Annotated in this window: 19 protein-coding genes and 2 pseudogenes; 10 read left to right on the top strand and 11 right to left on the bottom strand. The window is 73.6% G+C overall.

The features are described from left to right. Positions 1–328: 328 nt before the first annotated feature. Positions 329–760, top strand: a complete 432-nt coding sequence (locus ACIQ9E_RS27460) for an SRPBCC family protein (protein ID WP_403711494.1) — start codon at positions 329–331, stop codon at positions 758–760. A 181-nt stretch (positions 761–941) separates the two neighbouring features. After that, positions 942–2,927: a hypothetical protein gene (locus tag ACIQ9E_RS27455; RefSeq protein WP_403711492.1), complete on the top strand. Its 1,986-nt coding sequence runs from the start codon at positions 942–944 to the stop codon at positions 2,925–2,927. Between the two features lie 57 nt (positions 2,928–2,984). Here ACIQ9E_RS27455 and ACIQ9E_RS27450 read toward each other — a convergent pair whose 3' ends face one another. Further along, positions 2,985–4,166, bottom strand: a complete 1,182-nt coding sequence (locus ACIQ9E_RS27450) for a PLP-dependent cysteine synthase family protein (protein WP_403711490.1) — start codon at positions 4,164–4,166, stop codon at positions 2,985–2,987. 269 nt (positions 4,167–4,435) lie between these two features. Between ACIQ9E_RS27450 and ACIQ9E_RS27445 the strand changes: the two genes are divergently transcribed. Both ACIQ9E_RS27445 and ACIQ9E_RS27440 read left to right on the top strand, forming a co-directional pair. Beyond that, positions 4,436–4,759: a hypothetical protein gene (locus tag ACIQ9E_RS27445; protein WP_403711488.1), complete on the top strand. Its 324-nt coding sequence runs from the start codon at positions 4,436–4,438 to the stop codon at positions 4,757–4,759. 215 nt (positions 4,760–4,974) lie between these two features. After that, a pseudogene (locus tag ACIQ9E_RS27440) lies at positions 4,975–5,367 on the top strand (ATP-binding protein); the annotation flags it as partial. A gap of 95 nt (positions 5,368–5,462) precedes the next feature. Here ACIQ9E_RS27440 and ACIQ9E_RS27435 read toward each other — a convergent pair. The 5 genes from ACIQ9E_RS27435 to ACIQ9E_RS27415 form a co-directional block, all read right to left on the bottom strand. Beyond that, positions 5,463–6,341: a YhjD/YihY/BrkB family envelope integrity protein gene (locus ACIQ9E_RS27435; protein ID WP_403711486.1), complete on the bottom strand. Its 879-nt coding sequence runs from the start codon at positions 6,339–6,341 to the stop codon at positions 5,463–5,465. A 74-nt stretch (positions 6,342–6,415) separates the two neighbouring features. Further along, a complete protein-coding gene (locus ACIQ9E_RS27430; RefSeq protein WP_403711484.1) occupies positions 6,416–7,630 on the bottom strand; it encodes an ROK family protein in 1,215 nt (404 codons plus the stop codon). 181 nt (positions 7,631–7,811) lie between these two features. After that, complete coding sequence (locus ACIQ9E_RS27425) at positions 7,812–8,480, bottom strand: response regulator (protein WP_403711482.1); 669 nt, start codon at positions 8,478–8,480, stop codon at positions 7,812–7,814. Between the two features lie 70 nt (positions 8,481–8,550). Beyond that, positions 8,551–9,789: a sensor histidine kinase gene (locus tag ACIQ9E_RS27420; protein ID WP_403711480.1), complete on the bottom strand. Its 1,239-nt coding sequence runs from the start codon at positions 9,787–9,789 to the stop codon at positions 8,551–8,553. Between the two features lie 124 nt (positions 9,790–9,913). Further along, positions 9,914–10,612: a TetR/AcrR family transcriptional regulator gene (locus tag ACIQ9E_RS27415; protein ID WP_403711478.1), complete on the bottom strand. Its 699-nt coding sequence runs from the start codon at positions 10,610–10,612 to the stop codon at positions 9,914–9,916. Between the two features lie 490 nt (positions 10,613–11,102). Between ACIQ9E_RS27415 and ACIQ9E_RS27410 the strand changes: the two genes are divergently transcribed. Continuing rightward, a complete protein-coding gene (locus tag ACIQ9E_RS27410; RefSeq protein ID WP_403711577.1) occupies positions 11,103–11,495 on the top strand; it encodes a nitroreductase family deazaflavin-dependent oxidoreductase in 393 nt (130 codons plus the stop codon). A 276-nt stretch (positions 11,496–11,771) separates the two neighbouring features. On the opposite strand, the gene ACIQ9E_RS27405 is transcribed toward ACIQ9E_RS27410, so the two are convergent. After that, entirely contained in the window at positions 11,772–13,154 is a 1,383-nt protein-coding gene (locus ACIQ9E_RS27405; RefSeq protein WP_403711476.1) for a geranylgeranyl reductase family protein, read from the bottom strand. 94 nt (positions 13,155–13,248) lie between these two features. Between ACIQ9E_RS27405 and ACIQ9E_RS27400 the strand changes: the two genes are divergently transcribed. After that, a complete protein-coding gene (locus ACIQ9E_RS27400) occupies positions 13,249–14,607 on the top strand; it encodes a dipeptidase (protein WP_403711474.1) in 1,359 nt (452 codons plus the stop codon). A 140-nt stretch (positions 14,608–14,747) separates the two neighbouring features. On the opposite strand, the pseudogene ACIQ9E_RS27395 reads toward ACIQ9E_RS27400, so the two are convergent. After that, positions 14,748–15,251 (bottom strand): annotated as a pseudogene (locus tag ACIQ9E_RS27395) (Uma2 family endonuclease); the annotation flags it as partial. 224 nt (positions 15,252–15,475) lie between these two features. Here ACIQ9E_RS27395 and ACIQ9E_RS27390 point away from each other — a divergent pair. Together ACIQ9E_RS27390 and ACIQ9E_RS27385 are read left to right on the top strand one after the other, a co-directional pair. Beyond that, a complete protein-coding gene (locus ACIQ9E_RS27390) occupies positions 15,476–15,964 on the top strand; it encodes an MBL fold metallo-hydrolase (RefSeq protein WP_403711472.1) in 489 nt (162 codons plus the stop codon). A gap of 33 nt (positions 15,965–15,997) precedes the next feature. Continuing rightward, positions 15,998–16,396, top strand: coding sequence for a DUF4440 domain-containing protein (locus ACIQ9E_RS27385; protein ID WP_403711470.1), 399 nt, complete (start codon positions 15,998–16,000; stop codon positions 16,394–16,396). A gap of 76 nt (positions 16,397–16,472) precedes the next feature. On the opposite strand, the gene ACIQ9E_RS27380 is transcribed toward ACIQ9E_RS27385, so the two are convergent. Beyond that, positions 16,473–17,633: an NUDIX domain-containing protein gene (locus ACIQ9E_RS27380; protein ID WP_403711468.1), complete on the bottom strand. Its 1,161-nt coding sequence runs from the start codon at positions 17,631–17,633 to the stop codon at positions 16,473–16,475. 264 nt (positions 17,634–17,897) lie between these two features. Continuing rightward, entirely contained in the window at positions 17,898–18,857 is a 960-nt protein-coding gene (locus ACIQ9E_RS27375) for an ROK family protein (protein WP_403711466.1), read from the bottom strand. A gap of 216 nt (positions 18,858–19,073) precedes the next feature. Between ACIQ9E_RS27375 and ACIQ9E_RS27370 the strand changes: the two genes are divergently transcribed. Next, complete coding sequence (locus ACIQ9E_RS27370) at positions 19,074–20,051, top strand: LacI family DNA-binding transcriptional regulator (protein WP_403711575.1); 978 nt, start codon at positions 19,074–19,076, stop codon at positions 20,049–20,051. Positions 20,052–20,425: 374 nt separating this feature from the next. Continuing rightward, on the top strand, positions 20,426–20,701 hold the full coding sequence (locus ACIQ9E_RS27365; protein WP_403711464.1) for a hypothetical protein: 276 nt from the start codon (positions 20,426–20,428) through the stop codon (positions 20,699–20,701). A gap of 88 nt (positions 20,702–20,789) precedes the next feature. On the opposite strand, the gene ACIQ9E_RS27360 is transcribed toward ACIQ9E_RS27365, so the two are convergent. Beyond that, complete coding sequence (locus ACIQ9E_RS27360; protein ID WP_403711462.1) at positions 20,790–22,094, bottom strand: DUF6986 family protein; 1,305 nt, start codon at positions 22,092–22,094, stop codon at positions 20,790–20,792. Positions 22,095–22,117: the final 23 nt, after the last annotated feature.

Genomic DNA, 22,117 nt, shown 5'->3' with positions numbered 1-22,117 from the left:
GGTGCGGCGCCCCGGATTCTGGCAGCTCCCGGTCCCGGGGTCACGGAGTCGGAGCGTCCCGCGCGGGACGGATCGTGACAGGATGGATTTCTCGGCCGGGTGTTCGTACGGAAATGCCGTACGGCGGCGGCCGGACGGCGGACCGCGCTGGTCGCGGCGCGGACGGCGGCGAAGGGATCGGATCCGCGGTGACGGAACGACAGCACCTGCCTCTCGACGGGATGCGGCCGCACGGCCGGTCGGCGGCCGTTGAACTCCCCCGCGGGCTCGGGGTCCCGGATCCGGCCGTACGCCGGGGCACGGCGGCGGGCGGGCCGGGGGCCGCGCCGTGACCGCGTTCCGGCTGGAGCGGACGGTCCCGTACGGCCCGGCGGAGGCCTGGCGGCGGGTCACCGACTGGCGGGCCCATGCGGCGCTGATGCCGTGGACGCAACTGACGTCCGTGGTGCCCGAACCGCCGGGCCCGGGGACGGTGTTCACGGTGCGGACGGGGGTGGGGCGGGCCGGGTTCGACGATCCCATGGAGATCGTGGAGTGGTCACCGCCCTCCGGGGCAGGGCCGGGCCGGTTCCGGCTGGTGAAACGGGGCCGGGTGATCCGGGGGTGGGCCGTGGTCGAGGTGCGCCCCGAGGGGTCCGGGTCGGTGGTGGTGTGGACGGAGGAGGCACGGCTGCGCGGCGTTCCGGGCCGGGTGAGCGCGTGGGTGGGGCGCGTGCTGTTCGGACGGGCGCTGGACACGCTGCTGCGGAACGCCGGGTAGCCTCCGGGGCCCGTTCCGTCCGCCGTGCGTGCTTCCGGCGGGCCGGTGACCGGTGTGACCGTCCCATGATCCACTCGTTGGACGGGGCGAGCGGGTCCGCCCCGTGCGCACCGCATCCGTGCCGGGCGCGAGGGTGCCGGGGCCCGTGAGCTGTCCGCGCACCCCGGAAGGGCCGGCCCCGATGCCGACACGCCGTCAGTCCCCCCGTCCGCACGACCGCCACGCCATAGCGGGCAGTTGCCCCGGGGACGAGGCGGTGGAGGCGATCCTCGTCGAGCAGTACCCCCGGCTGGTCCGGCTGGCGTATCTGACCCTGCCGCCTTCGCTGGGGCGTCATCGGCGGGTGGTCGCCGCGCATGCGACGGTGCAGGGGGTGCTGCCGGTGCGGACGGTCCGGGCCGAGGCAGCGCCGCCGGGCGGGGGCGGCACGGAATCCGCCGGATACCGCTGGGTGCGCTACCGGGTGCTGCGGGGCGCCCTGCGCGGGCGTCGGAGGGTACGGGCGCCGCTGCCCCGGGTCATGGGTCTGCGGCTGTTCCCGAGCGCCGGGGGCGCGGAGGAGCTGGCGCTGGACCAGGCGCTGTCGTCGGTGGCGGGGCCCGCGCGGGCGGCGCTGGCCCTGGTGGTGCTGGAGGGGCTCTCCGACGAGGCGGCGGACGCGCTGCTCGCGGAGTGCGGGGTCGGGGATCCGGCCGCGGCGCTGCGGACCGCGGCGCGGTTGCGGGAGTCCGGTGGCGGCCGGGTGGAATCGCTGCTGCGGGCCGCCGAGTTCGATCCGTGCGTGGTCCAGACCCGGCCGACCGATCTGCTGCGGCGCCGCAACCGGATCCGGGCGGGTGCGGTCGCCGGGCTGTGCGCCCTGCTGGTGGCCGGGGTGGCGGCGGGCACTCCGGCCGGCGGGCGGGATCCGGTCCGTACGGACGCGAAGACAGGTTCGGTGTCGGCGAGTTCCCGGGCCCGGGCGGTGGATCCCGCCCGGCTGGTCCGGGCCGACGGGGAGTCCTGGGCGGACACCTCGCGGGTCGACTTCTCGGTCTGGCCCGCCCGGGGCGGCCGGAAGGACGACCGGGAGCTGCTCGGGCGGGCGCTGGACGCCTGGTCGTCACCGGGCGGCGCGGTGCGGGTTTCGGTGACCGCGGACACCGTGCGCACTCCGCCCGCCCTGCCGCCGCGTCTGCTGTACGCCGGTGACACCGACGGTGCCGCGGTGGTGCTGCTGCACGAGGGCGGCCGGGTGGTGCGGTACGCCGAGCCGCTCACCGGCCGGGGTGCGGCGGTCCTCGACTTCGCCCGGACCGACGACGCCGATGTGACGACCGCGGCTTCGGTGGTCGTGAGCCGGACGGCCGGTGGTACGCGGCTGCTGCTGGCGCCCTGGGTGGCGCGGGCGGCGGTACGGGATCTGCTGGCGCCGCGGGAGGGGGCCCGGGGGCTGGCGGTCGGGGCGGACGGGGTGACGGCGGCCGTGCCCGGCCCGGTGCGGGCGGGGGAATCGTGTACGGCGTGGCCCGCGCTGGAGTTGCGGTCGTCGGGCCGGATCGTGGAGGACCACGCTTTTCTGGTGACGGACCTGGGCGATCTCGTACCCGCGCATCTGACGTACACCCCGCCGCCGGGCGCGGGAGCACCGGCCCGGCAGCCGCGGGAGTCGACGAGCGGTCCGGCGCTGGCCGCGTGGGCGCGGGGGGCGTGCCTGCTCTCGGGGCTGCGCGGGGCGGGTGTACGGGCCGTGAACCAGTGGGCGTTCGCCGAGCAGCCGCTGCCGGACGGCGGGGGCCGGGCGGCGTGGCTGTGCACCCGGGCGGATACCTGGAGCGGTCCGGGCCGGGTGCTGGTGCGGTTCGTACCGCCGGGGCGGCCGCCGGCGGATCCGGGCACGGTGGTCGCGCGGGCCCGGTCCACGGCGGCGTGCAGCCGGTTCGGTCAGCATGTGCTGGCGGGGGTCCGCTGGCGGTCCCCGGCCGGGAAGGAGTATCTGCTGGCAGCCGGGAGCCGGGCGGTCGCGGGGATCTCGGCGTCGGGGGCGGCCGTCGCGACCGGCCGTGGCACGACGCTGGCGGCGTCCCTCCCGGAGGAGGCCGGGGGAGCCGTACGGCTCACGGCGAAGCTGCGGACGGGCGGCACCCTGGCGCCCCTCGGCGGGCCCGTCGGCGGTGCGGACGGCTGAAGCCCGCACGGCCTGCCCGCCCTTGTCCCCTGCCGACGGACCGCCGGGGCGAGCGGGTCAGTGGGGCCAGTGACCGGTGGTGAGGAAGCGGTCGACGGCGGCGCTGTAGGGCTCGATGTCGATTCCTTGCGCGGCCAGCCAGTCGTCGGAGTAGTACTTGTCGAGGTAGCGGTCGCCCGGATCGCAGAGCAGGGTGACGACGCTGCCGCGCCGCCCGTCGGCGACCATCTCGCCGACGATCTTCAGTGCGCTCCACAGCCCGGTGCCGGTGGAGCCGCCCGCCTTCCGGCCGATGGCCGTGTCCAGGGCGCGGACGGCCGCCACGCTGGCCGCGTCCGGCACCTTCATCATCCGGTCGACGGCGCGGGGCAGGAAGCTGGGCTCCATCCGGGGCCTGCCGATGCCCTCGATACGGGAGCCGTGGGCGCTGGAGGCCTCCGGGTCGTTCCGGGTCCAGCCGTCGAAGAAACAGGAGTTCTCCGGGTCGGGGACGCAGATCCGGGTGTCGTACTGCATGTAGTGGACGTAGCGGGCGATGGTCGCGGAGGTGCCGCCGGTCCCCGCGGTCGCCACGATCCACGCGGGTTCGGGATAGCGCTCCAGCCGGAGCTGCTGGTAGATCGACTCCGCGATGTTGTTGTTGCCGCGCCAGTCGGTGGCGCGTTCGGCGTAGGTGAACTGGTCCATGTAGTGGCCACCGGTCCGCTCGGCGAGGGCCGCGGACTCCTCGTACATCCGGCGCGGATCGTCGACGAAGTGGCACTGTCCGCCGTGGAACTCGATCAGCCGGATCTTCTCGGCGCTGGTGGTGCGGGGCATGACGGCGACGAACGGTACGCCGATGAGCTTGGCGAAGTAGGCCTCGGAGACGGCGGTGGAGCCGCTGGAGGCCTCGATGACGGGTTTGCCGGGCCGGATCCACCCGTTGCAGAGCCCGTAGAGGAAGAGGGAGCGGGCCAGCCGGTGCTTGAGGCTGCCGGTGGGGTGGGTCGACTCGTCCTTCAGATAGAGGTCGATGTTCCACTCCTCGGGGAGCGGGAAGCGCAGGAGGTGCGTATCGGCCGACCGGTTGGCATCGGCCTGGACCTTGCGGACGGCCTCCTTCAGCCAGCTCCGGTACGCGGTATCGCTGCGGTCCACGTCGTCCGTCGCCGCCGGGGCTCCCGACGGGGCCGCCGGGTCCCGTGGCACACCGTCAGTCCGCCGCCCGTCGCGGTCCGTCCCGCCGTCCGTGTTCATTCCGCCGTCCGCCCGTTCGTGTGTCGGTGCTCACTCGGAGGGACGCGCTCACCCCTCCGGTGACCCCGGCCGCTTGCGCCCCTGCCGTCACAGTAAGCCCGCCACCTGCGTAAACCTTCGCTTGGGGCATCCATAGGTGTTCCTTGTGGGCCGAACGCCCCCTCGGACGCCCTCGCCGGGCGCCTCTTCCGCCTGCTCTACTGGTGCGAGCGACCCGAGGTGTTGCAGACTGCCTCCAGACGACGCGAACGATGGGGAGGAGGGGCCCAATGGCCATGGCGGAGCCCGAATTCCGGGCCACTGGTGTACGGATCGAGCGGTGGCCCCGCTCGCTCACCAAGGCCGGACAGGTCCTCATCAAGGACGGCAGGCTGCAACTGCTGACGAGCTACGGCCGGGTGATCGACAGCGCCCCGGTGCGGGCGGTGCGGGCGGGCAAGGCCTGGTTCTCCGACGAATCGAGCACCGCACTGACGGTCAACGGCAAGCGGTACCGGCTGACGATGGGTCAGCGGGACGAGCAGGCCGACGCCGGGAAGCTCACGGGACGTTTCCTGAAGGCGGTCCGCAGGGCCGGGGGCACCGGGGACTGATCCCGGCGGCTGCGTCCGGAGCACCGGCTCCGGGACCGGACGGCACGGCGCCGAGTTGCGGGCGCCGGGCGGGTCGGCCACGCTGGATTCACCTCACTCAGGGTGAATCGGCGGTGACGCTGTGAACCAGCGGCCGCCATCGGGCCGACAGCCGCCGGTCCGTTCGGATCCGATCCTCCGTCTTCTTCCGGACCTCATTTCGGGGAGTCGCAGCCGTGATCACAGAGCCCAGCAACAGGCATTGCACGGTGGAGCTCCAAGCCGTGCCGTCGCGGATCGGCCAGGTCCGCAGAATCATCTCGGCGCAACTGCGCCACTGGCAGTTGGATCCGCTCATCGACCAGGCGGCGCTCGGGGTGACCGAGCTGCTGACCAACGTCCTCCGGCACGCCGAGCCCGACAAGCACTGCACCGTGGACGTCGAGCTGTTCCCCGACCGGCTCACGGTCTCGGTCCGCGACCACGACCCCCGGCTGCCGACGGCCTCGGAGGCCGATCCGCTCGCCACCTCGGGCCGGGGGCTCGGGCTGATAGCGGCCGTCAGCGACACCTGGGGCGTACGGCCGCGGGGCGCGGGAGGCAAGGACGTCTGGTTCACCCTGACGGCGCCCGGCACGGAGGTACGCGAGCCGGAGCGGGCCGGCTCCCCCTGACGTACGGAACACTCCGGCGGGCGGCGGCGCACCCCGCCCGGCGGCTGCCGTCAGCCGCCGGGTTCCGGGCCGTCGAAGCCGGGCAGTACGGTCCGCTCCAGCCTCCGGCGGACCCGCTCCTCGTGGACGAGCCGTCCGACGAGCGCGCCGCCGTAGACCACCACCCCCACCCCGACCAGCCATGACTGGAGCACCAGAACGGTGCCGAAGGGGCCGTAGGTGACGGCGTTCGAGGCGATCAGCGGGGAGAACACGAGCTGGGAGAAGATCCGCAGGCCCAGTATGAACAGGGCGGTGGCGACCGCCCCGGGGAGCAGCGCGCCCCAGCGGACCCGGCCGCCCAGCAGCAGCCGCTGGGCGACCCAGAAGAAGACGAACGTGCCGAGGACATCGGCGACGGCGGTGCCGATGGTCCCGGGGACGCTGCGGCCGAAAGCGGGGGTGTTGACGAACAGCAGCAGCGCGAAGACCAGCAGGGCGAGAAAGACGACATGGCGCCACATCGTGTGCCAGCGGGCCGTGGGCAGGTCCCAGACCTTCTCGTACCCCGTCTGGACCGCGGAGCCGAAGGTGAGTCCGAAGACGGCGAGGGCCGCGAGACCGAAGGCCGTCGTGCGCTGGAGGGCGGTGCCCGGGGGCGCGAACAACTCCTCGACCTGCTGCTGGGAGGCGGCGGATACCCCGAGCGCCTGGCCCAGCCAGCGGGCGAAGCCCTGGCCGCTGGCCGGGTCCGCGGCGGCCACCACCACCAGCAGAGGGACCAGGGTGAGGAACCCGAGGGCGGCGAAGCCCATGGCCCGGTGGAGCAGTTCCATCTCGCGGGCCCGGTTCCAGCCGAGCCCGGCGGGCGAGGCGGCGACGGCGTCGTGCAGTCGCCGGAAACGGTCCGTGGTACCGGGCGGCCGCGCGCCGGAAGACGGGAGGGTCATGGTCGTCGCCTACCCGCTCACGGGCGCCGGGCCGCTTCCCGTGCCCCCGGACGGGTGGCGCGCGAGGGCCCGGGTCAGGCCAGGGCGTGCAGCGGATCGTCGAGCACCGGCTGCCAGGCCAGTTCCGCCGCGCCGACCAGGGTGTTGTGGTCCAGGGTGCAGGGGAGGATCGGTACGCCGCCGCTGCGGCCCCACAGACTGCGGTCGGCGACCACGGACCGCAGCCGGCCCGGGTCGGCGGCGAGCAGGGCGCGGTGCAGTCCGCCGAGGACGATCCGGTCGGGGTTGAGGATGTTCACCAACCCGGCCAGGCCGAGCCCCAGACGGTCGATCAGCTCCTCGCCGGCGGCCCGGACCGCGGGGTCGCCGTACTCCGTGGCGAGCAGGTGTTCGGACTGGGCGAGGAGGGAGACTGCGGGGCCGGGCGGACGTCCGGCGGCGGTGAGGAAGGCGAGCGGATCGGTTTCCACGTCGAGGCAGCCGCGGCCGCCGCAGTGGCAGGGGCGGCCCTCGGGATTGACGGTGAGATGGCCGACTTCGAGGGCCAGTCCGGAGCTGCCGGTGTGCAGCCGGCCGTCCAGGACGAGGGCACCGCCGACGCCCCGGTGTCCGGTGGCGACGCACAGCAGATGCCGGGCGCCGCGTCCGCCGCCGTGCCGGTACTCGGCCAGCGCGGCGAGGTTGACATCGTTCCCGGTGAAAGCGGGGCCTTCGATTCCGGCGGCCCTGATGTGCTCGGCGAAGATCTGGCGGACCGGTGAGCCCGCGGGCCAGGCGATGTGCAGCGGGTTGAGGGCGGTGCCGTCGGGCTCCGCGACGGCCGACGGTACGGCGAGTCCCGCGCCGGCGCAGCGCCGTCCGCTCGCCCGCAGCAGCTCCGCTCCGGCGTCGACGACGGCACCGATGACCTGACCGGGGTCGGCGGCCGGGGTCAGACAGCCCGGGGCGGTGGCGACGATCCGGCCGCCGAGTCCGACCAGTGCGGCGCGGAAGCCGTCGGCGTGGACCTGGGCGGCGAGGACCACGGGGCCCGCGTCGTCGACGGACAACCGGTGCGAGGGCCGGCCCTGGGAGCCGGTCGCGGCGGCGGGGCGGGAGTCGACCCGGATCAGGCCGAGGGCCTCCAGCTCGGCGGCGACGGCACCCGCGGTGGCACGGGTGACGCCCAGTTCGGCGGTGAGAACGGCACGGGTGGGCGCCCGTCCCGTGTGCACGAGTTCCAGTGCGGGGCCGAGTGCGCTGCGGCCCCTCTCCAGTCGCGATCTGGTGTTCGCCGCCTTGCCGTTCATGGAGCCGAGTCTGCCACGCTCCGGCGGGTCCTTCGGCGCCCGTACGGGCCGGGGCGGGAGCGGCCGTACGGTGGGCGGATCCGGTCCGGTCGCCGCGGGCGCGGAAGGAGGCTGGCGGGAACGGGTCCCGCGGGCCGTACCGATACGAGGGGGGACCGCCGGGGCCTTTGGGCGGCGGGGGTCAGCCCAGCCAGCCGGGTCGGACCAGACCCGATTCGTAGGCGAGGACGACCAGCTGCGCCCGGTCGCGGGCGCCGAGTTTGACCATCGTGCGGCTCACATGGGTCTTGGCGGTGAGCGGGCTGACGACGAGCCGCCGGGCTATCTCCTCGTTCGACAGGCCGATGCCGACCAGGGCCATCACCTCCCGCTCGCGTTCGGTGAGGCCCGCGAGGAGGCCGTCGTCCGCGGGTGCCTTGGAACGGGCCGCGAACTCGGCGATCAGCCTGCGCGTCACGCCCGGGGAGAGCAGGGCGTCCCCGGCGACCACGGCACGGACGGCGCGCAGCAGTTCGTCCGGCTCGGTGTCCTTCACCAGAAAGCCGGAGGCTCCGGAGCGGATCGCCTCGAAGACGTACTCGTCCAGTTCGAAGGTGGTCAGCATGACCACCTTCACGTCGGCCAGCCGGGGATCCCCGGTGATCCTGCGGGTCGCGGCGAGACCGTCGAGCACGGGCATCCGGATATCCATCAGGACGACGTCCGGCCGTACTTCGCCCACCCGCCGGACGGCCTCCGCGCCGTCGGCCGCCTCGCCCGCGACCTCGATGTCCTCCTGGGCGTCGAGCAGCGCCCGGAAACCGGCCCGGACCAGCAGCTGATCATCGGCGAGCAGAACCCGGACCGTCATATGTCTCCTCCGTACGCTGCGGCGGCCGTGCCCGTGCGGCCCGGAGGTGTCCGGGGCGCGGTCGAAGGGGTCACGGAGTCTCCTTGGGTGTGAGGGGCAGCCGGGCGCGGACGGTGAATCCGCCGTCCGGCCGGTGGCCCGCCTCGATGGTGCCACCGAGACCGGCGGCCCGTTCCCGCATACCGGCCAGGCCGTTGCCGCTGCCGCCCGCGTCGGATCCGGTGGCCGGTCCGGCGTCGTCGATGCGGAGCGACAGCCGGACCGTTTCGTACGAGATCCGGACCGCGGCGGTACGGGAACCGGAGTGGCGGACCACATTGGTCAGCGCCTCCTGGACGATCCGGAACGCCGCGAGATCGGTTCCGGGCGGCAGGGCGGCGGGCGGACCCGCCCGGTCGACGGTGACGGTCAGTCCCGCGCCGGCGGCCTGCTCGACCAGTTCGGGCAGCCGGTCGAGTCCGGGCGCCGGGGCGCGGGGCGCGTCACCGGGGGCGCGCAGGTTGTCCAGTACCTGACGGACCTCACCGAGGGCTTCCTTGCTGGCCGCTTTGATCGCGGTGAGCGCGGTCCTCGCCTGCTCGGTGTCGCGGTCGAGCAGGGCGAGCCCCACGCCCGCCTGCACATGGATGACGGACAGGGAGTGCGCCAGGACGTCGTGCAGTTCCCGGGCGATCAGCAGGCGCTCCTCGTCGGCGCGGCGGCGGGCCGCGGCGGCGCGTTCGGCGGCGGCTCGGGCCCATTCGGCCCGGCGGACCCGCAGCAGTTCGGAGCCCGCGAGGACCGCGGCCGTCCAGGCGGCGACGACCAGTTCCTTGGCCCAGGGCACCGCGGTGTCGCCGTCGGGCGGCAGATACGCGTACAGCCAGTGCGAGAGCAGTACGTGGCCGGTCCAGAACACTCCGGCCGCCCACCAGGCGGCGCGCCGGTGGCCGGCCACGGCCGCGGAGAAGACGGCGACGACCATCGGCAGCAGTGCCGGGCCGTACGGGTAGCCCGCGCCCAGGTAGAGGAGGGTGGCCGCGGTCGTGCCGATCAGCGCGGGGACGGGCCACCGCAGGCGCAGCAGCAGAAAGACCGGGGGGAGCAGCATCAGCGTCCGGCCGAGCGCGTCGAGCTGTTCCCGGATCTCGGGGTGTCCCTTGGCTTCGGCGAAGCCCGTGCCGATGGCGACGAACAGGGCGACGAGCAGTGTCGAGGGCCACGGCAGTACGGCAGCGGCGCGGCGGCGTTCCCAGATCCGGGCCCAGGGCGGTTCGCCGGTACCGCCCGGGAAGGGAAGGCCGCAGGTGGGAGGGGCCTTTTCATCCATGCGGGCCACCGTAGACGCGCCGCCGGGGCCGCGCGTCACCCGGGTGTCGTGCCCGGTGGTACTCCCACGGCAGTACGGCGCCGGGGGGCGCGGGCGGCCGGTCAGGGGGGTCGCGGGCGGCCGGTCAGGGCCTGCGGATCAGTCCGGCTTCGTAGCCGAGCCGGTCGACGGCGCGGGCGTAGAAGGCGTCCCGCTCGTCGACGATCCCGTTGAACTGTCCGAACACTTCGAAGGAGAGGAGTCCGAAGAGCTGCGCCCAGGCGGCGACCAGGGCCACCACGACCGCGGGCGGCAGATCGGGGGCGAGATCGGCGGCGAGCCGGTCGCCCTCGGCGGCCAGGGACGCGTCGAGGGGCGGCAGGGCGAGCCGGCCGGTGGACCGGGCGTCCCGGAGGATGGAGATCATCACCGCGCCGACGCGGGCGGCGGGGCCGACGGTGTCCTGGGGCGCGGTGTAGCCGGGGACCGGCGAGCCGTAGATGAGGGCGTATTCATGAGGGTGGGCGAGGGCCCAGACGCGGACGGCGGTGCAGACGGCTGCCCAGCGGTCGGTGGGCACGGCCGTGGCGGGGGCGGCGGCGAGCGCGGATTCGGCGGCCTCGCCGAGCGCGTCGTAGGCGTCGATGATCAGGGCGGTCAGCAGTTCGTCGCGGCTCGGGAAGTAGCGGTAGAGGGCTGAGGAGACCATGCCCAGCTCCCGGGCGACGGCGCGCAGCGACAGTTTGGTGGCCCCCTCCGAGGCGACCTGTCGTCGTGCGGCGTCCTTGATGGCAGCGGTCACTTCGGCTCGGGCCCGGTCCCTGGCCCCGCGGATCGTGGTCATACGGGAAGTCTTCCATGATTCAGAGCGGTGACCAATTTCGAGAGCACCGCTCTTGCTTTAGAGCGGCCATCCGTGGACACTGATCCCAGGAGAGAGCACCGCTCTTGAAAAGGAGCGCCACTTCCCCCTCGGGGTGCGGCGAAGGGCCGGTGAACCGGCCCATGGCCCGCCGTCCACCCCCTCCCCTCACCTGTTCGCCCTTTCGACTCAGGAGCCGACGATGTCACCCGTACAGCCCACTGGGACCCACCAGAACCTTCAGACCCCTCAGGCACCTCAGACGCACCAGACGCACCAGACGCACCAGACGCACCAGACGCACCAGACGCACCAGACGCACCAGACGCACCAGACGCACCAGACGCACCAGACGCACCAGTCTCCCCCGGCCCCGCAGTCGGACGAGCCGGGCGCGCCCCGGGCTTCGCGGTCCGGCGCGAACGCCCGCTATGTCCGCCCGGGCCGCTTCGACCGGGCCTTCGGGAATCTCGTGGGCCGGTTGGCCCGGCGTGGAGTGAGCCTGATGGGGACGGCCGAACTGTCGGTCCTCGGGCGCAGCAGCGGCGAGTGGCGGAGCATCCCGGTCAACCCCCTGGGGTTCGAGGGCGGCGAGTATCTGGTCTCGGCGCGCGGCCACTCCCAGTGGGTGCGCAATATGCGGGCGGCCGGCGGCGGACGGCTCACGCTGGGCCGGAAGGTTCGGCACTTCACTGCGGTGGAGCTGGCCGACGCCGAGAAGCCCGCCGTGCTCCGGGCCTATCTGGAGCGGTGGGGCTGGGAGGTCGGCCGGTTCTTCGACGGGGTGACCGCGTCGTCGGCGGACGAGGAGCTGCTGGCCGCGGCGGACCGGCATCCGGTCTTCCGGATCACCGTCGAGGGGTGACGGGTGAGTGGCGGTGCCACCACGAGCGGGGCGGGCCGACTGCCGTACCGGGAGTGGAGGAAACACGACGCCGGGGACTGCGGCAGGGGGAGCCCCTCCCGGGGCGGAGGGGGCGGGCCCGCACCTCGCTGCCGGGCGGTCCCGGCAGCGAGGCAGGTCCCTGCCGGGGAGGCGGCCGGGCGGAGTGCGCGCCCCGGGGCCGGGGAACGGGCCGGGCCCGGCCGCAGGCACCGCCGTCGGCCGGGCACGGCCGGGCGGGGCGGGCCCGGCACCGGCTTACGTCGTCGACGGCTCCTTGTCGTCGGAACCGCGGTCCGGGGAGTCCGGCGAGTCCGGGGAGTCCGCCGCGCCCCGGTCGGTGGTGCGGCCCGGGTCGCCCATCCTGCGGTCCAGTGCCTCCAGCGCCCTGCGGGCCACCCCGCTGCCCCGGACCAGTCCGGCCAGGGTCGCGGAGCCGCGCGTGATGTCGGTGAAGGCCCGCCAGGCCGGGCGCAGCCCGGTGAGGGCCGCGTGGACCAGACCGGGGCGGCGCTCGAAGACGCCGAGCATCCGCCGCCCGACGGCCATCTCGACCCCGAGTCCCGCCTTGACGGCGAAGGCGTAGTTCAACGCCTGCCGCCGGGCGTCGACGGCGTCGTGGGCCTCCGCGATCCGGACCGCCCACTCCCCCGCGAGCCGCCCCGACCGCAGGGCGAAGGAGATGCCCTCACGGGTCCACGGCTCCAGCAGACCGGCCGCGTCGCCGCAGACCAGGACCCGGCCGCGGGAGAGCGGAGAGTCGTCGCTGCGGCAGCGGGTGAGATGGCCGGAGGAGATCGACGGTTCGAACCCGGCGAGCCCCAGACGGGCGATGAAGTCCTCCAGATACCGCTTGGTCGCGGAGCCCTCGCCGCGCGCCGCGATGACCCCGACGGTGAGCGTCCGCCCCTTGGGGAACACCCAGCCGTAACTGCCGGGCATCGGGCCCCAGTCGATCAGGACCCGGCCGGCCCAGTCCTCGGCGACCGATTCGGGGACCGGGATCTCGGCTTCGAGCCCCAGGTCGACCTGGTCGAGCTTGACGCCGACATGTTTCCCTATCCGGCTGGCACTGCCGTCCGCGCCGACGACCGCGTGCGCCAGGATCGTTTCCCCGGCGGTGGTGACCACGGCCACCGTCCGCCGGTCCGGCACGGCCGCGCCGTGCTGCTCCACCCGGGAGACTGCGACACCCGTCCGGAGGACGGCGCCCGCCTTCTCGGCGTGCTCGACGAGCAGGGCGTCGAACTCGGGCCGGTTGATCAGCCCGAAGAGCATCCTCTTCGACCGGCGGGTCCGCGACAGTCTGCCGTTGAGTGTGAACGTCACCGCGTGCACCCGGTCGCGGAACGGCAGTTCGAAGCCGGGCGGCAGGCTGTCGCGCGACGGGCCGATGATGCCGCCGCCGCAGGTCTTGTAGCGGGGGAGTTCGGCCTTCTCCAGCAGGAGGACCCGGCGGCCCGCCACCGCCGCGGCATAGGCCGCGGACGCTCCGGCCGGCCCCGCGCCGACCACCACCACGTCCCACACCGGGCCGCTCCGGCCCTGTGCTTCCGATCCTGCCCCGGTGACACCGTTCTCGCTGCTCACGATGTGGTTATGCTCCCGATCCGACGCGTGCCCGCTGCTCTCGCACGGCATCCTACGGCGCGGCCGTCCCCGCCCGCTGTGGCAGGATCGACCGCGCGTTCGCCGTACACCTACCCTCAACGTCGCAGCCCCCAGGAGCGTGCCCATGTCCGACCGCCGGATCGCCGAGACCGTCGCGGGGCTCATGCCCCGGGCCCGTACCGAGCTGGCGGAACTCGTGGCGTTCGCCTCGGTGGCGGATCCCGAGCAGTTCCCCAGGAGCGAGTGCGAGGGTGCCGCGGGCTGGTGCGCGGATGCGCTGCGCGCCGAGGGCTTCACGGACGTCTCGGTGTTCCTCACTCCGGACGGCACCGATTCGGTGTACGGGTATCTGCCGGGCCCGGAGGGTGCGCCGACGGTCCTGCTCTATGCGCACTACGACGTCCAGCCGCCGCTGGACCCCGCAGGCTGGGTCTCCCCGCCGTTCGAGCTGACGGAACGCGACGGCCGCTGGTACGGGCGCGGCGCAGCCGACTGCAAGGGCGGCTTCCTGATGCATCTGCTCGCGCTGCGCGCCCTCAAGGCGGACGGCGGGGTGCCGGTGCATGTGAAGGTGATCGTGGAAGGCTCGGAGGAGCAGGGCACCGGCGGTCTCGAACGGTACGCCGAGCAGCATCCCGGGCTGTTGGCGGCGGACGCCGTGGTGATCGGCGACACCGGTAACTTCCGGACGGGGCTGCCGACGGTGACGGCCACCCTGCGCGGGATGACCATGCTGCGGGTCCGCATCGACACACTGGCCGGAAACCTTCATTCGGGTCAGTTCGGCGGGGCCGCGCCGGACGCGCTGGCCGCGCTCATCCGCGTACTGGACTCGCTGCGGTCCGAGGACGGTTCGACGACGGTCGACGGGCTGACCGCCGATCAGACCTGGGACGGTCTGGCCTATCCCGAGGACGCCTTCCGCGAGGACGCGAAGGTGCTCGACGGGGTGGGGCTGATCGGTTCCGGTGCCGTGGCCGACCGGGTGTGGGCGCGGCCCGCGGTGACGGTGCTGGGCATCGACTGCCCGCCGGTCGTCGGTGCCACACCGTCGGTGCAGGCGAGCGCGCGGGCGACGGTCAGTCTGCGGGTACCGCCGGGGCAGGACGCGGTGGCGGCCACGGAACTGCTGACGGCGCATCTGGAGAAGCACACGCCATGGGGTGCGCGGGTGTCGGTGGAGCAGGTCGGCCAGGGGCAGCCGTTCCGGGCGGACACCGGCAGCCCGGCGTACGCGGCGATGGCGGACGCCATGCGGGTGGCGTATCCGGGCCAGGAGATGCAGACGTCGGGGATGGGCGGTTCGATCCCGCTCTGCGGCACGCTGGCGGGCCTCTACCCGGACGCCGAGATCCTGCTGATCGGGCTGAGCGACCCGGCGGCGCAGATCCACGCGGTGAACGAGTCGGTGTCCCCGGAGGAGATGGAGCGCATGGCGGTGGCCGAGGCGCTGTTCCTGCGGAAGTACGCGGCGTCGCGGTAGCTCCTGGGAGGCGAGCGGCCGGCCCTGGCGCCGCGGGCCCGGCCCCGTCCTCCGGGGCGGGGCCGTTCCCAGGCGCCGGTCCCGCCGTGAGCTACTGGCGGGGCGATTCCCGCCGGGTCGATCTTCATGGGGAAGGGGTGGTCGATCCTGGTGACCACCCCTGGCAGTGCGGTCGTCCGCTCGACGTAGCGACCATGGTCGAGTTCACCGACGATCAGACGGGGCGCGGGGTCGAATTCGAGCCGCCAGTAGTGGGGGATCCCGGCCTCGGCGTAGAGCAGCGGTTTGAGTTTGCGGTCCATGGTCCGGTTGCCGGGTGAGACCAGTTCGACGATCAACTGGACGGCTTCGGCGTCGATGCTGACGGCGTCGTCCACCGTGGCACCCGCATCGGCGACGACGATGTCCGGGACGACGAGTCCGGAGGGGAGGGTGACGTTGATCGCCTCCAGGACCTCCACGGACGCTTCGGCGGCCTGTGCCGCCGCGTCGAGTGCGATATGGAGCCGGTAGCTCGCGCGTTGATGGCGCAGCCCGGGAGCGGGGGACACCACGAGGGATTCCCCCAGCAGCTCGTAGCGCACCGAGCGGTCCTCGGGCAGGGCCAGGACATCGTCGACGGTCCAGGGGCCGTGATGATCCATAAAACTGGCAACGCTCACTCCTCGCGCCTCCTCACCAGACAATGCCAGTGTGACCCGGCCCAGACTGCCATGCCGCCCGTCGCGGGAATCCCCACCCGCTCGGGTGATGCGCCGTCCCTGCCCGCGCCGGGTTCCCCGGCCCCCGGAACGACTCAGCGCCGGGCGGAGATCGCGCTCGGCGTATTCGGGGGACGCGGTGGGTGGGGCGTGTCCAGGATCGGGCCATGGACATCGTTGACGCACGGCCCCGCCTCACGATGTTCCGCTTCCCGATCGGCCAGGCGTATCTCTGGTACGACGACGACGGGCTGACCCTCGTCGACTCCGGCCACGCCGGAGCCGCGCCGGCCGTCGAGAAGGGTATCCGGGCCGTCGGCCGGGACCCCGCCCTGCTCCGCCGGATCGTGCTGACCCACGACCTCGGCTTCGGCGACGGAGCAGTGGTGGTGCACGCCCCGGGGCACACCGACGGCTCCATGGGGATCCATCTGCCCCGGCACGGCGGGCTGTTCACCGGAGACGCGATCGCCGCGGTGGAGCGGCGGGTCATCCTGGGTGTGTTCAACACCGACCGGGCGCGGGCGAAGGCATCGATGAGCCGGCTCGCCGCGTCGGCCCCGGAGACGGTCTGTTGCGGCCATGGGGATCCCGTGACCGAGGACACCGCGGCCGTACTGCGCGCGGCCGCGAAGGAGGCGGCCGCGGCGGAGTGAGGGGCCCCGGAAGACATGGGCCAGGATGGTCCGATGAGCGGAGAGACGACGGACGGCGTGGCCGAGGCGATCGCGGGCGAGCTGGAACTCCTGAGCCCCCGGGTGAGGTCGGACCGGGAGGCCGCCGGACGGCTGCTGGACCCGGAGTTCGTGGAGGTGGGCGCCTCGGGCCGGCGGTGGGACCGCGAGGCGATGCTGTCCGAACTGGCCGGGGCGCCGGGCGCGTCCGAGAACGGTCCCCGGTACCGGCCCTCCGGTATGAGCGGGACCGCGCCGGCGCCGGGCATCGTGCATGTGACGTACGAGGTCGCCCTCGGGGAGCGGCGGTCCCGGCACAGTTCGATCTGGCGGAGGCAGGAAGGCGGGGGCGGGTGGCGCCTCTACTACCACCAGGGGACCGTCGTGCCGCCCGGCACCGCGGACTCTCCATGACCGGGGACGCGGGTGGGCGGCGTGACGTCCGCCCGGACCCCGCCGGTCCACGCGGACCGGCGGGCCGGAACCGGTCTCAGCCGACCGGAACTCCTGCTTCCAGGTTGAGGACGACCCCACGCTCCCTGGCCCGCAGCGCCCAGCGGAGCCGCTCGTACCGGTTCGGCGGCAGCAGCTGTGCCGCCTCGCGCTCCGCGACGAAGCGCCAGCACCGCAGTTCCTCGCCCGGGAGTCTGATCCGCGCGGCCTCGGCGCTGTCCAGCCGGCCCCCGTCGAACAACAGCCGCAGACCGCCGTAGCCGGGCGGACGCGGTGGCTCCCAGTCGACGACCAGCAATCCGGGCACCCGGTCGAGCACGATCCCCAACTCCTCGGTGACCTCGCGCATCCCGGCACGCGCGGGCGCCTCCCCCGGCTCCACCACACCGCCCGGGAACTCCCATCCCGGCTTGTACGTCGGATCGACCAGCAGCACCCGGTCCCGGTCGTCGAAGAGGAGCACCCCGGCGGCCAGGGTCTCGGTCGTCGGCTCCGGCGTCTGCACGATCTCGCAGACGGGAGCCTCCCCGGTGCGCAGGGCCTCGGCGATGCGGTGCGCCGTGCGGCGGGGGTCGAGCGGGCCGTTGTCGACGACGAAGGCATCGGCTACGAGCCACTCCAGCGCCGCGCGGTACGGCTCGACAGGGTCGTACGCCCAGCGGCCGCGGCCCTCGGGTTCCGCCGTCGTCGGGCCCACCGCACCACCCGGAACACCTGCCGCAGCTGCCACACCTGCCCCGTTCGCACCGCTCGCGACGGCCGTAGCGTGCGCACCGCTCGCGCCGTGCGCACCGCTCACCCGGAACAGTGGGCGCTCCCGCCCGTCACGCGACGCCATCCGGGCGCGCAGTATCGTTTCATCAGGCCTCAACAGCACCTGGCGCACCGGAATACGGCGGGCCGCGAACCCCCCGAAGATCTCGTCCCGGTACTCCTGGCGCAGCAGTGTCATCGGCACCACCAGCACCCCGCCCAGCTGCGCCAGCATGGCGGCGGCCGTGTCCACCACGAGCCGTCGCCAGATCGGCAGGTCCTGGATGTCCCCCACCTCGTCGAGCGCCTTCGGCGGAAGCAGCAGGCGCAGTTCCGCGGCGATGACCTCGGGGTCGTACAGCGTGCTGTTCGGGATCAGATCGACCAGTTCGCCTGCGGTGGTCGTTTTGCCTGCTCCGAACGCACCGTTGATCCAGACGATCACGGTTCCCCCTCTTCCTAGCCCACAGTGGATTGCCCGCAACGCCCGGCCGCGTAACCCGCGGAGGGCACCCATGGCCGTCACCCGCCGAAGTGTGTCCGGGTGTCCGGGCGTCCGGGTCCCTCCCGGGGCGTCCGCGCGGGCGCCGTGGGCGGTCTCACCCTACGTAAGGGTCCCCGGAGCAGACCCTGCCCCGGGGCGGCCGCGGCACACCGCAGGGAACGCCGGCATTCGGCCGGGCACCCGCGGGGCCCGGCCGTATCGGGGTCACACCGCGTCGGCGACGCCCGCCGTTCCAGCCGCCGGGGCCACCACGGCCGCGGCGGCGCCGACCAGCCCGGCATCGGTGCCGGTCAGCGCCGGGACGACGGTGAGGCGGCGGACGAAGGAGAGCGTGGCGTAGTCGCGCAGGCTCCGGCGCAGCGGGGTGAAGAGGACGTCACCGGCGCCCGCCACTCCCCCGCCGACGACCGCGATGTCGATCTCGACGAGGACCGCGGTGGCCGAGATGCCCGCCGCCAGCGCCCGGGCGGCCCGCTCGAAGGAGGCACGGGCGACGGGGTGCCCCGCCCGGGCGGCCGCCGCCACGGCGGCGGCCGAGGCGTCGCCGTCGGGGCCGGGCCGCCAGCCTCCGTCCAAGGCACGCCGGGCGATATTCGGGCCGCTGGCGATCCCCTCGACACAGCCGCGGCCGCCGCACGGACACGGTTCGCCGTCGAAGTCCACACTGATATGGCCGATATGACCGGCGTTGCCCGTGGGCCCGGGGTGGACCCGGCCGTCGAGGACCAACCCGCCGCCGACCCCGGTGGAGACGACCAGGCAGAGGGCGTTGTCGTGCCCGCGGGCCGCGCCCTGCCAGTGTTCGGCGGCCGTCATCGCCACTCCGTCGCCGACGAGCCCGACCGGCAGCCCGCCGGTGGCCCGGCGTACCCGCGCGACCAGCGGGAAGTCCCGCCAGGCCGGGACATTGACCGGGCTGACCGTACCCGCCGACGCGTCGACCGGTCCGGCACTGCCGATACCGACGGCCGAGATCCGGGTCCACTGGGGGGCGGCGGAGAGTTCGGCCAGCACCTCGGTCACCGCGCGCATCACGGTCTCGCCGTCCTCCCGGGCCGGGGTGGCGCGCTGGGCCCGCAGCCGGATGCGGCCGCGGCCGTCCACCAGTGCTCCGGCGATCTTGGTCCCGCCGATATCGAGAGCGGCGACGAGCTGCGTCTGCATCGTTCTGGAACCCCGTTCCCCCGGCCGTCCGCCGCGTCCGCGGCTGCGGCCCAGTCTTCCCTGCTCTGACAACGTTGTCCAGGTTCTATGCTCATCGCAGCATTCCTCACCACGCCGTATGACGACGGGACGACACACGTGGCCGATATCGACCGTTCCCCCCGGCTGTCCGGCCGCCGCCGTGGCACCGAGTCCCGCTACGGCAACCGGCCGACGATGAAGGACGTGGCGGCGCGCGCCGGAGTCGGACTGAAAACGGTCTCCCGGGTGGTCAACGGGGAGCCGGGCGTCACGGCCGATACCGAACGCCGGGTCCAGGAGGCCATCGAGTCGCTCGGTTTCCGCCGCAACGACAGCGCGCGGGTACTGCGCAAGGGGCGGACGGCCTCCGTGGGCCTGGTGCTGGAGGATCTCGCCGATCCGTTCTACGGGCCCCTGAGCCGGGCGGTCGAGGAGGTGGCCCGCGCGCACGGCGCCCTGCTCATCAACGGTTCGAGCGCCGAGGACCCGGAGCGCGAGCAGGAGTTGGCGCTCGCCCTGTGCGCCCGGCGGGTGGACGGCCTGATCGTCATTCCGGCGGGGAACGACCACCGCTATCTGGAGCCGGAGATCAAAGCGGGGATCGCCACCGTCTTCGTCGACCGCCCGCCGGGGCTCATCGACGCGGACGCGGTCCTCTCCGACAGCCGCGGCGGCGCCCGGGCAGGGGTGGCGCAGCTGATCGCCCACGGTCACCGCCGGATCGGGTTCATCGGCGACCAGCCGCGGATCCACACCGCGGTGGAGCGGCTGCGCGGCTACCGTGCGGCGATGGAGGACGCGGAGCTTCCGGTCCATCCGTCGTGGATCTCCCTGGGGTCGACGGCGCCCGAGCGGGTGCGCGGGGCGGTCGGGGAGATGCTGGACGGCCCGGAGCCGGTCACGGCGCTCTTCGCGGGCAACAACCGGATCATGGTGACGGTGGTACGCGCCCTGGCGGGGCGGGACCGGCCGGTCGCGCTGGTCGGTTTCGACGATATCGAACTCGCCGATCTGCTCGGCATCACGGTCATCGCGCAGGATGCGGCCCTGCTGGGCCGTACGGCCGCGGAGCGGCTGTTCCGGCGGCTGGACGGCTTCGACGAAGCACCGGCCCATACGACGCTGGCGACCAGGCTGATCGCCCGCGGCTCGGGCGAGATTCCGCCCCAGTAGCCCCCTTGACCGCCGGACCCGGGGTGGCCGGGTCCGGGCGGAGCCCTGCCCGCGGCGATCCCGGCCGTACCGGCCACGCCGTACCGATCCGTCCGGACAGGCCTGCGCCGTAAAAGGTCCGGACCTATCCGGAACCGGACCCCCTTGCCCCGCCGTCATGACGGCTGTGGCTGCGGCAGGGACATCGACGACACGAGTAAATCCCCTCCGCCTTCACATCACACGCACATTATCGGCCGGATCATCCATATATCAGCCAATCAATTATGGAATGTGCGCTTCCCGTTGATTCAGCCGGTTTGGAAGGACACGCTTCTTCTCGCCACCGGGGCGGGGACCCCGGCGGCAAGGACGACGAGGGAGGGCTCAACCTCATGTCTATTCGCAAGGTGTTCGCCGGTATCGCCGTCGCGGCGGCCGTGGCCGGCGCCGGACTCATGACCGCTCCGACGGCCCAGGCCGCCCCTCAGGGCGCAGTGGCGGAGTCGGCGGTCGGCACGAAGAGCTGGCAGCCCCGCGGCGAGTACCTCAGCTACGGCGAGTGCGCCTGGGCGGGCCAGTGGTTCGTCATGTGGAGCGGCGCCTCCTACTTCACCTGCTCTTTGAATGCCACCACCCAGCTGTACGACCTGCACATCTGGCGGCCCTGACACCCCGGCAGCACCACAAGCTCCAGCAGCACGAAGCGCCCGCGGCCGGTCTCCGGCCGCGGGCGCCGCGTATTCGTCCAGGGGGTCCCTAGGCGCGCGGTGCGACCCCCGCGGGAGCCGCACCGCGCGGCGGAGCGAAGGATTCCAGGTCGGTGCGGGTCAGTCCGGTGAGCCCGGTGACCTCGGCCGGGTCGAGGGCGCCGCAGTCCAGACCGCGGAGGAGATAGCCGCTCAGGGCCCGGGCCGTGGCGGGCTCGTCCATCACATCGCCGGCGGTCCGGTTCGCGTACGCGGCCAGCCGGGCGGCGGCCTTGTCCAGGCCCTCCCGGTAGAAGGCGAACACGGCGGCGTAGCGGGTGGGCAGCTGCCCGGGGTGCATGTCCCAGCCCTGGTAGTAGGCGCGGGCCAGGGCCCGGCGGGTGAGGCCGTAGTGGATGCGCCAGGCCTCGTGGACCTGTGCGGCGGGGCCGACGGGGAGCACATTGGTGGAACCGTCCGACACCCGTACCCCGGTCCCCGCGGCGGCCACCTGCATCACGGCCTTGGCATGGTCGGCCGCCGGATGGTCGCTCGACTGGTGGGCCGCGCTCACACCGAGGCAGGCGCTGTAGTCGAAGGTGCCGTAGTGCAGTCCGGTGGCGCGCCCCTCGGCGGCGGCGATCATCCGGGCGACGGTCGCGGTGCCGTCGGCGGCGAGGATCGCCTGGCTGGTCTCTATCTGTATCTCAAAGCCGATCCGGCCCGCTTCGATCCCGTGGGCCTCTTCGAAGGCGGTGAGCAACCGGGCCGTCGCGGCGACCTGTTCGGCGTAGGTCACCTTGGGGAGGGTCAGTAGCAGGCCGTCGGGCAGTCCGCCGCGTTCGAGGAGGCCGGTGAGGAAGACGTCGAGGGTACGGATGCCCCGGTCGCGTACGGCGGCCTCCATGCACTTCATCCGGATACCGATGTACGGAGGGGTGCCGGCGCTCCCGTAGGTATCGGCGACGAGCCTCGCGGCACGGGCGGCGTGCCGGTCCTCGTCGGAGTCCGTACGGCCGCCGTAGCCGTCCTCGAAGTCGATACGCAGATCCTCGACCGGCTCCCGCTCCAGCTTGGCCCGCATCCGTTCGTACACCGGCCCGGCGAGAGCTTCCGGCAGACCGAGCACGGCGGCGAAGGAACCCGGGTCCGGGGCGTGGTCGTCGAGGGCCGTGAGGGCCGCGTCGCCCCACTCCCGGACGGTGTCCGCGGTGAAGGATTCGGCGGGCACGTAGACGGTGTGCACGGGCTGCCGGGTGCCCGGATCACCGGGGTAGCGGCGGGCGAGTTCGGCGTCCACCGGCGCGAGGAAGGCACCGACGGCCGCACGGACCTCCGCGTCGAGAGTGGTTGGCAACCGCTTCTGCTGACCCATCGCTGCACGCCTCCCAATTTCCG

Origin of the sequence: Streptomyces sp. NPDC094448, from assembly GCF_044763775.1 — a bacterium.
Taxonomy (GTDB): Bacteria; Actinomycetota; Actinomycetes; order Streptomycetales; family Streptomycetaceae; genus Streptomyces.
The sequence above is the reverse complement of the archived record's forward strand: the minus strand, read 5'-3'. Positions and strand labels throughout refer to the sequence as shown.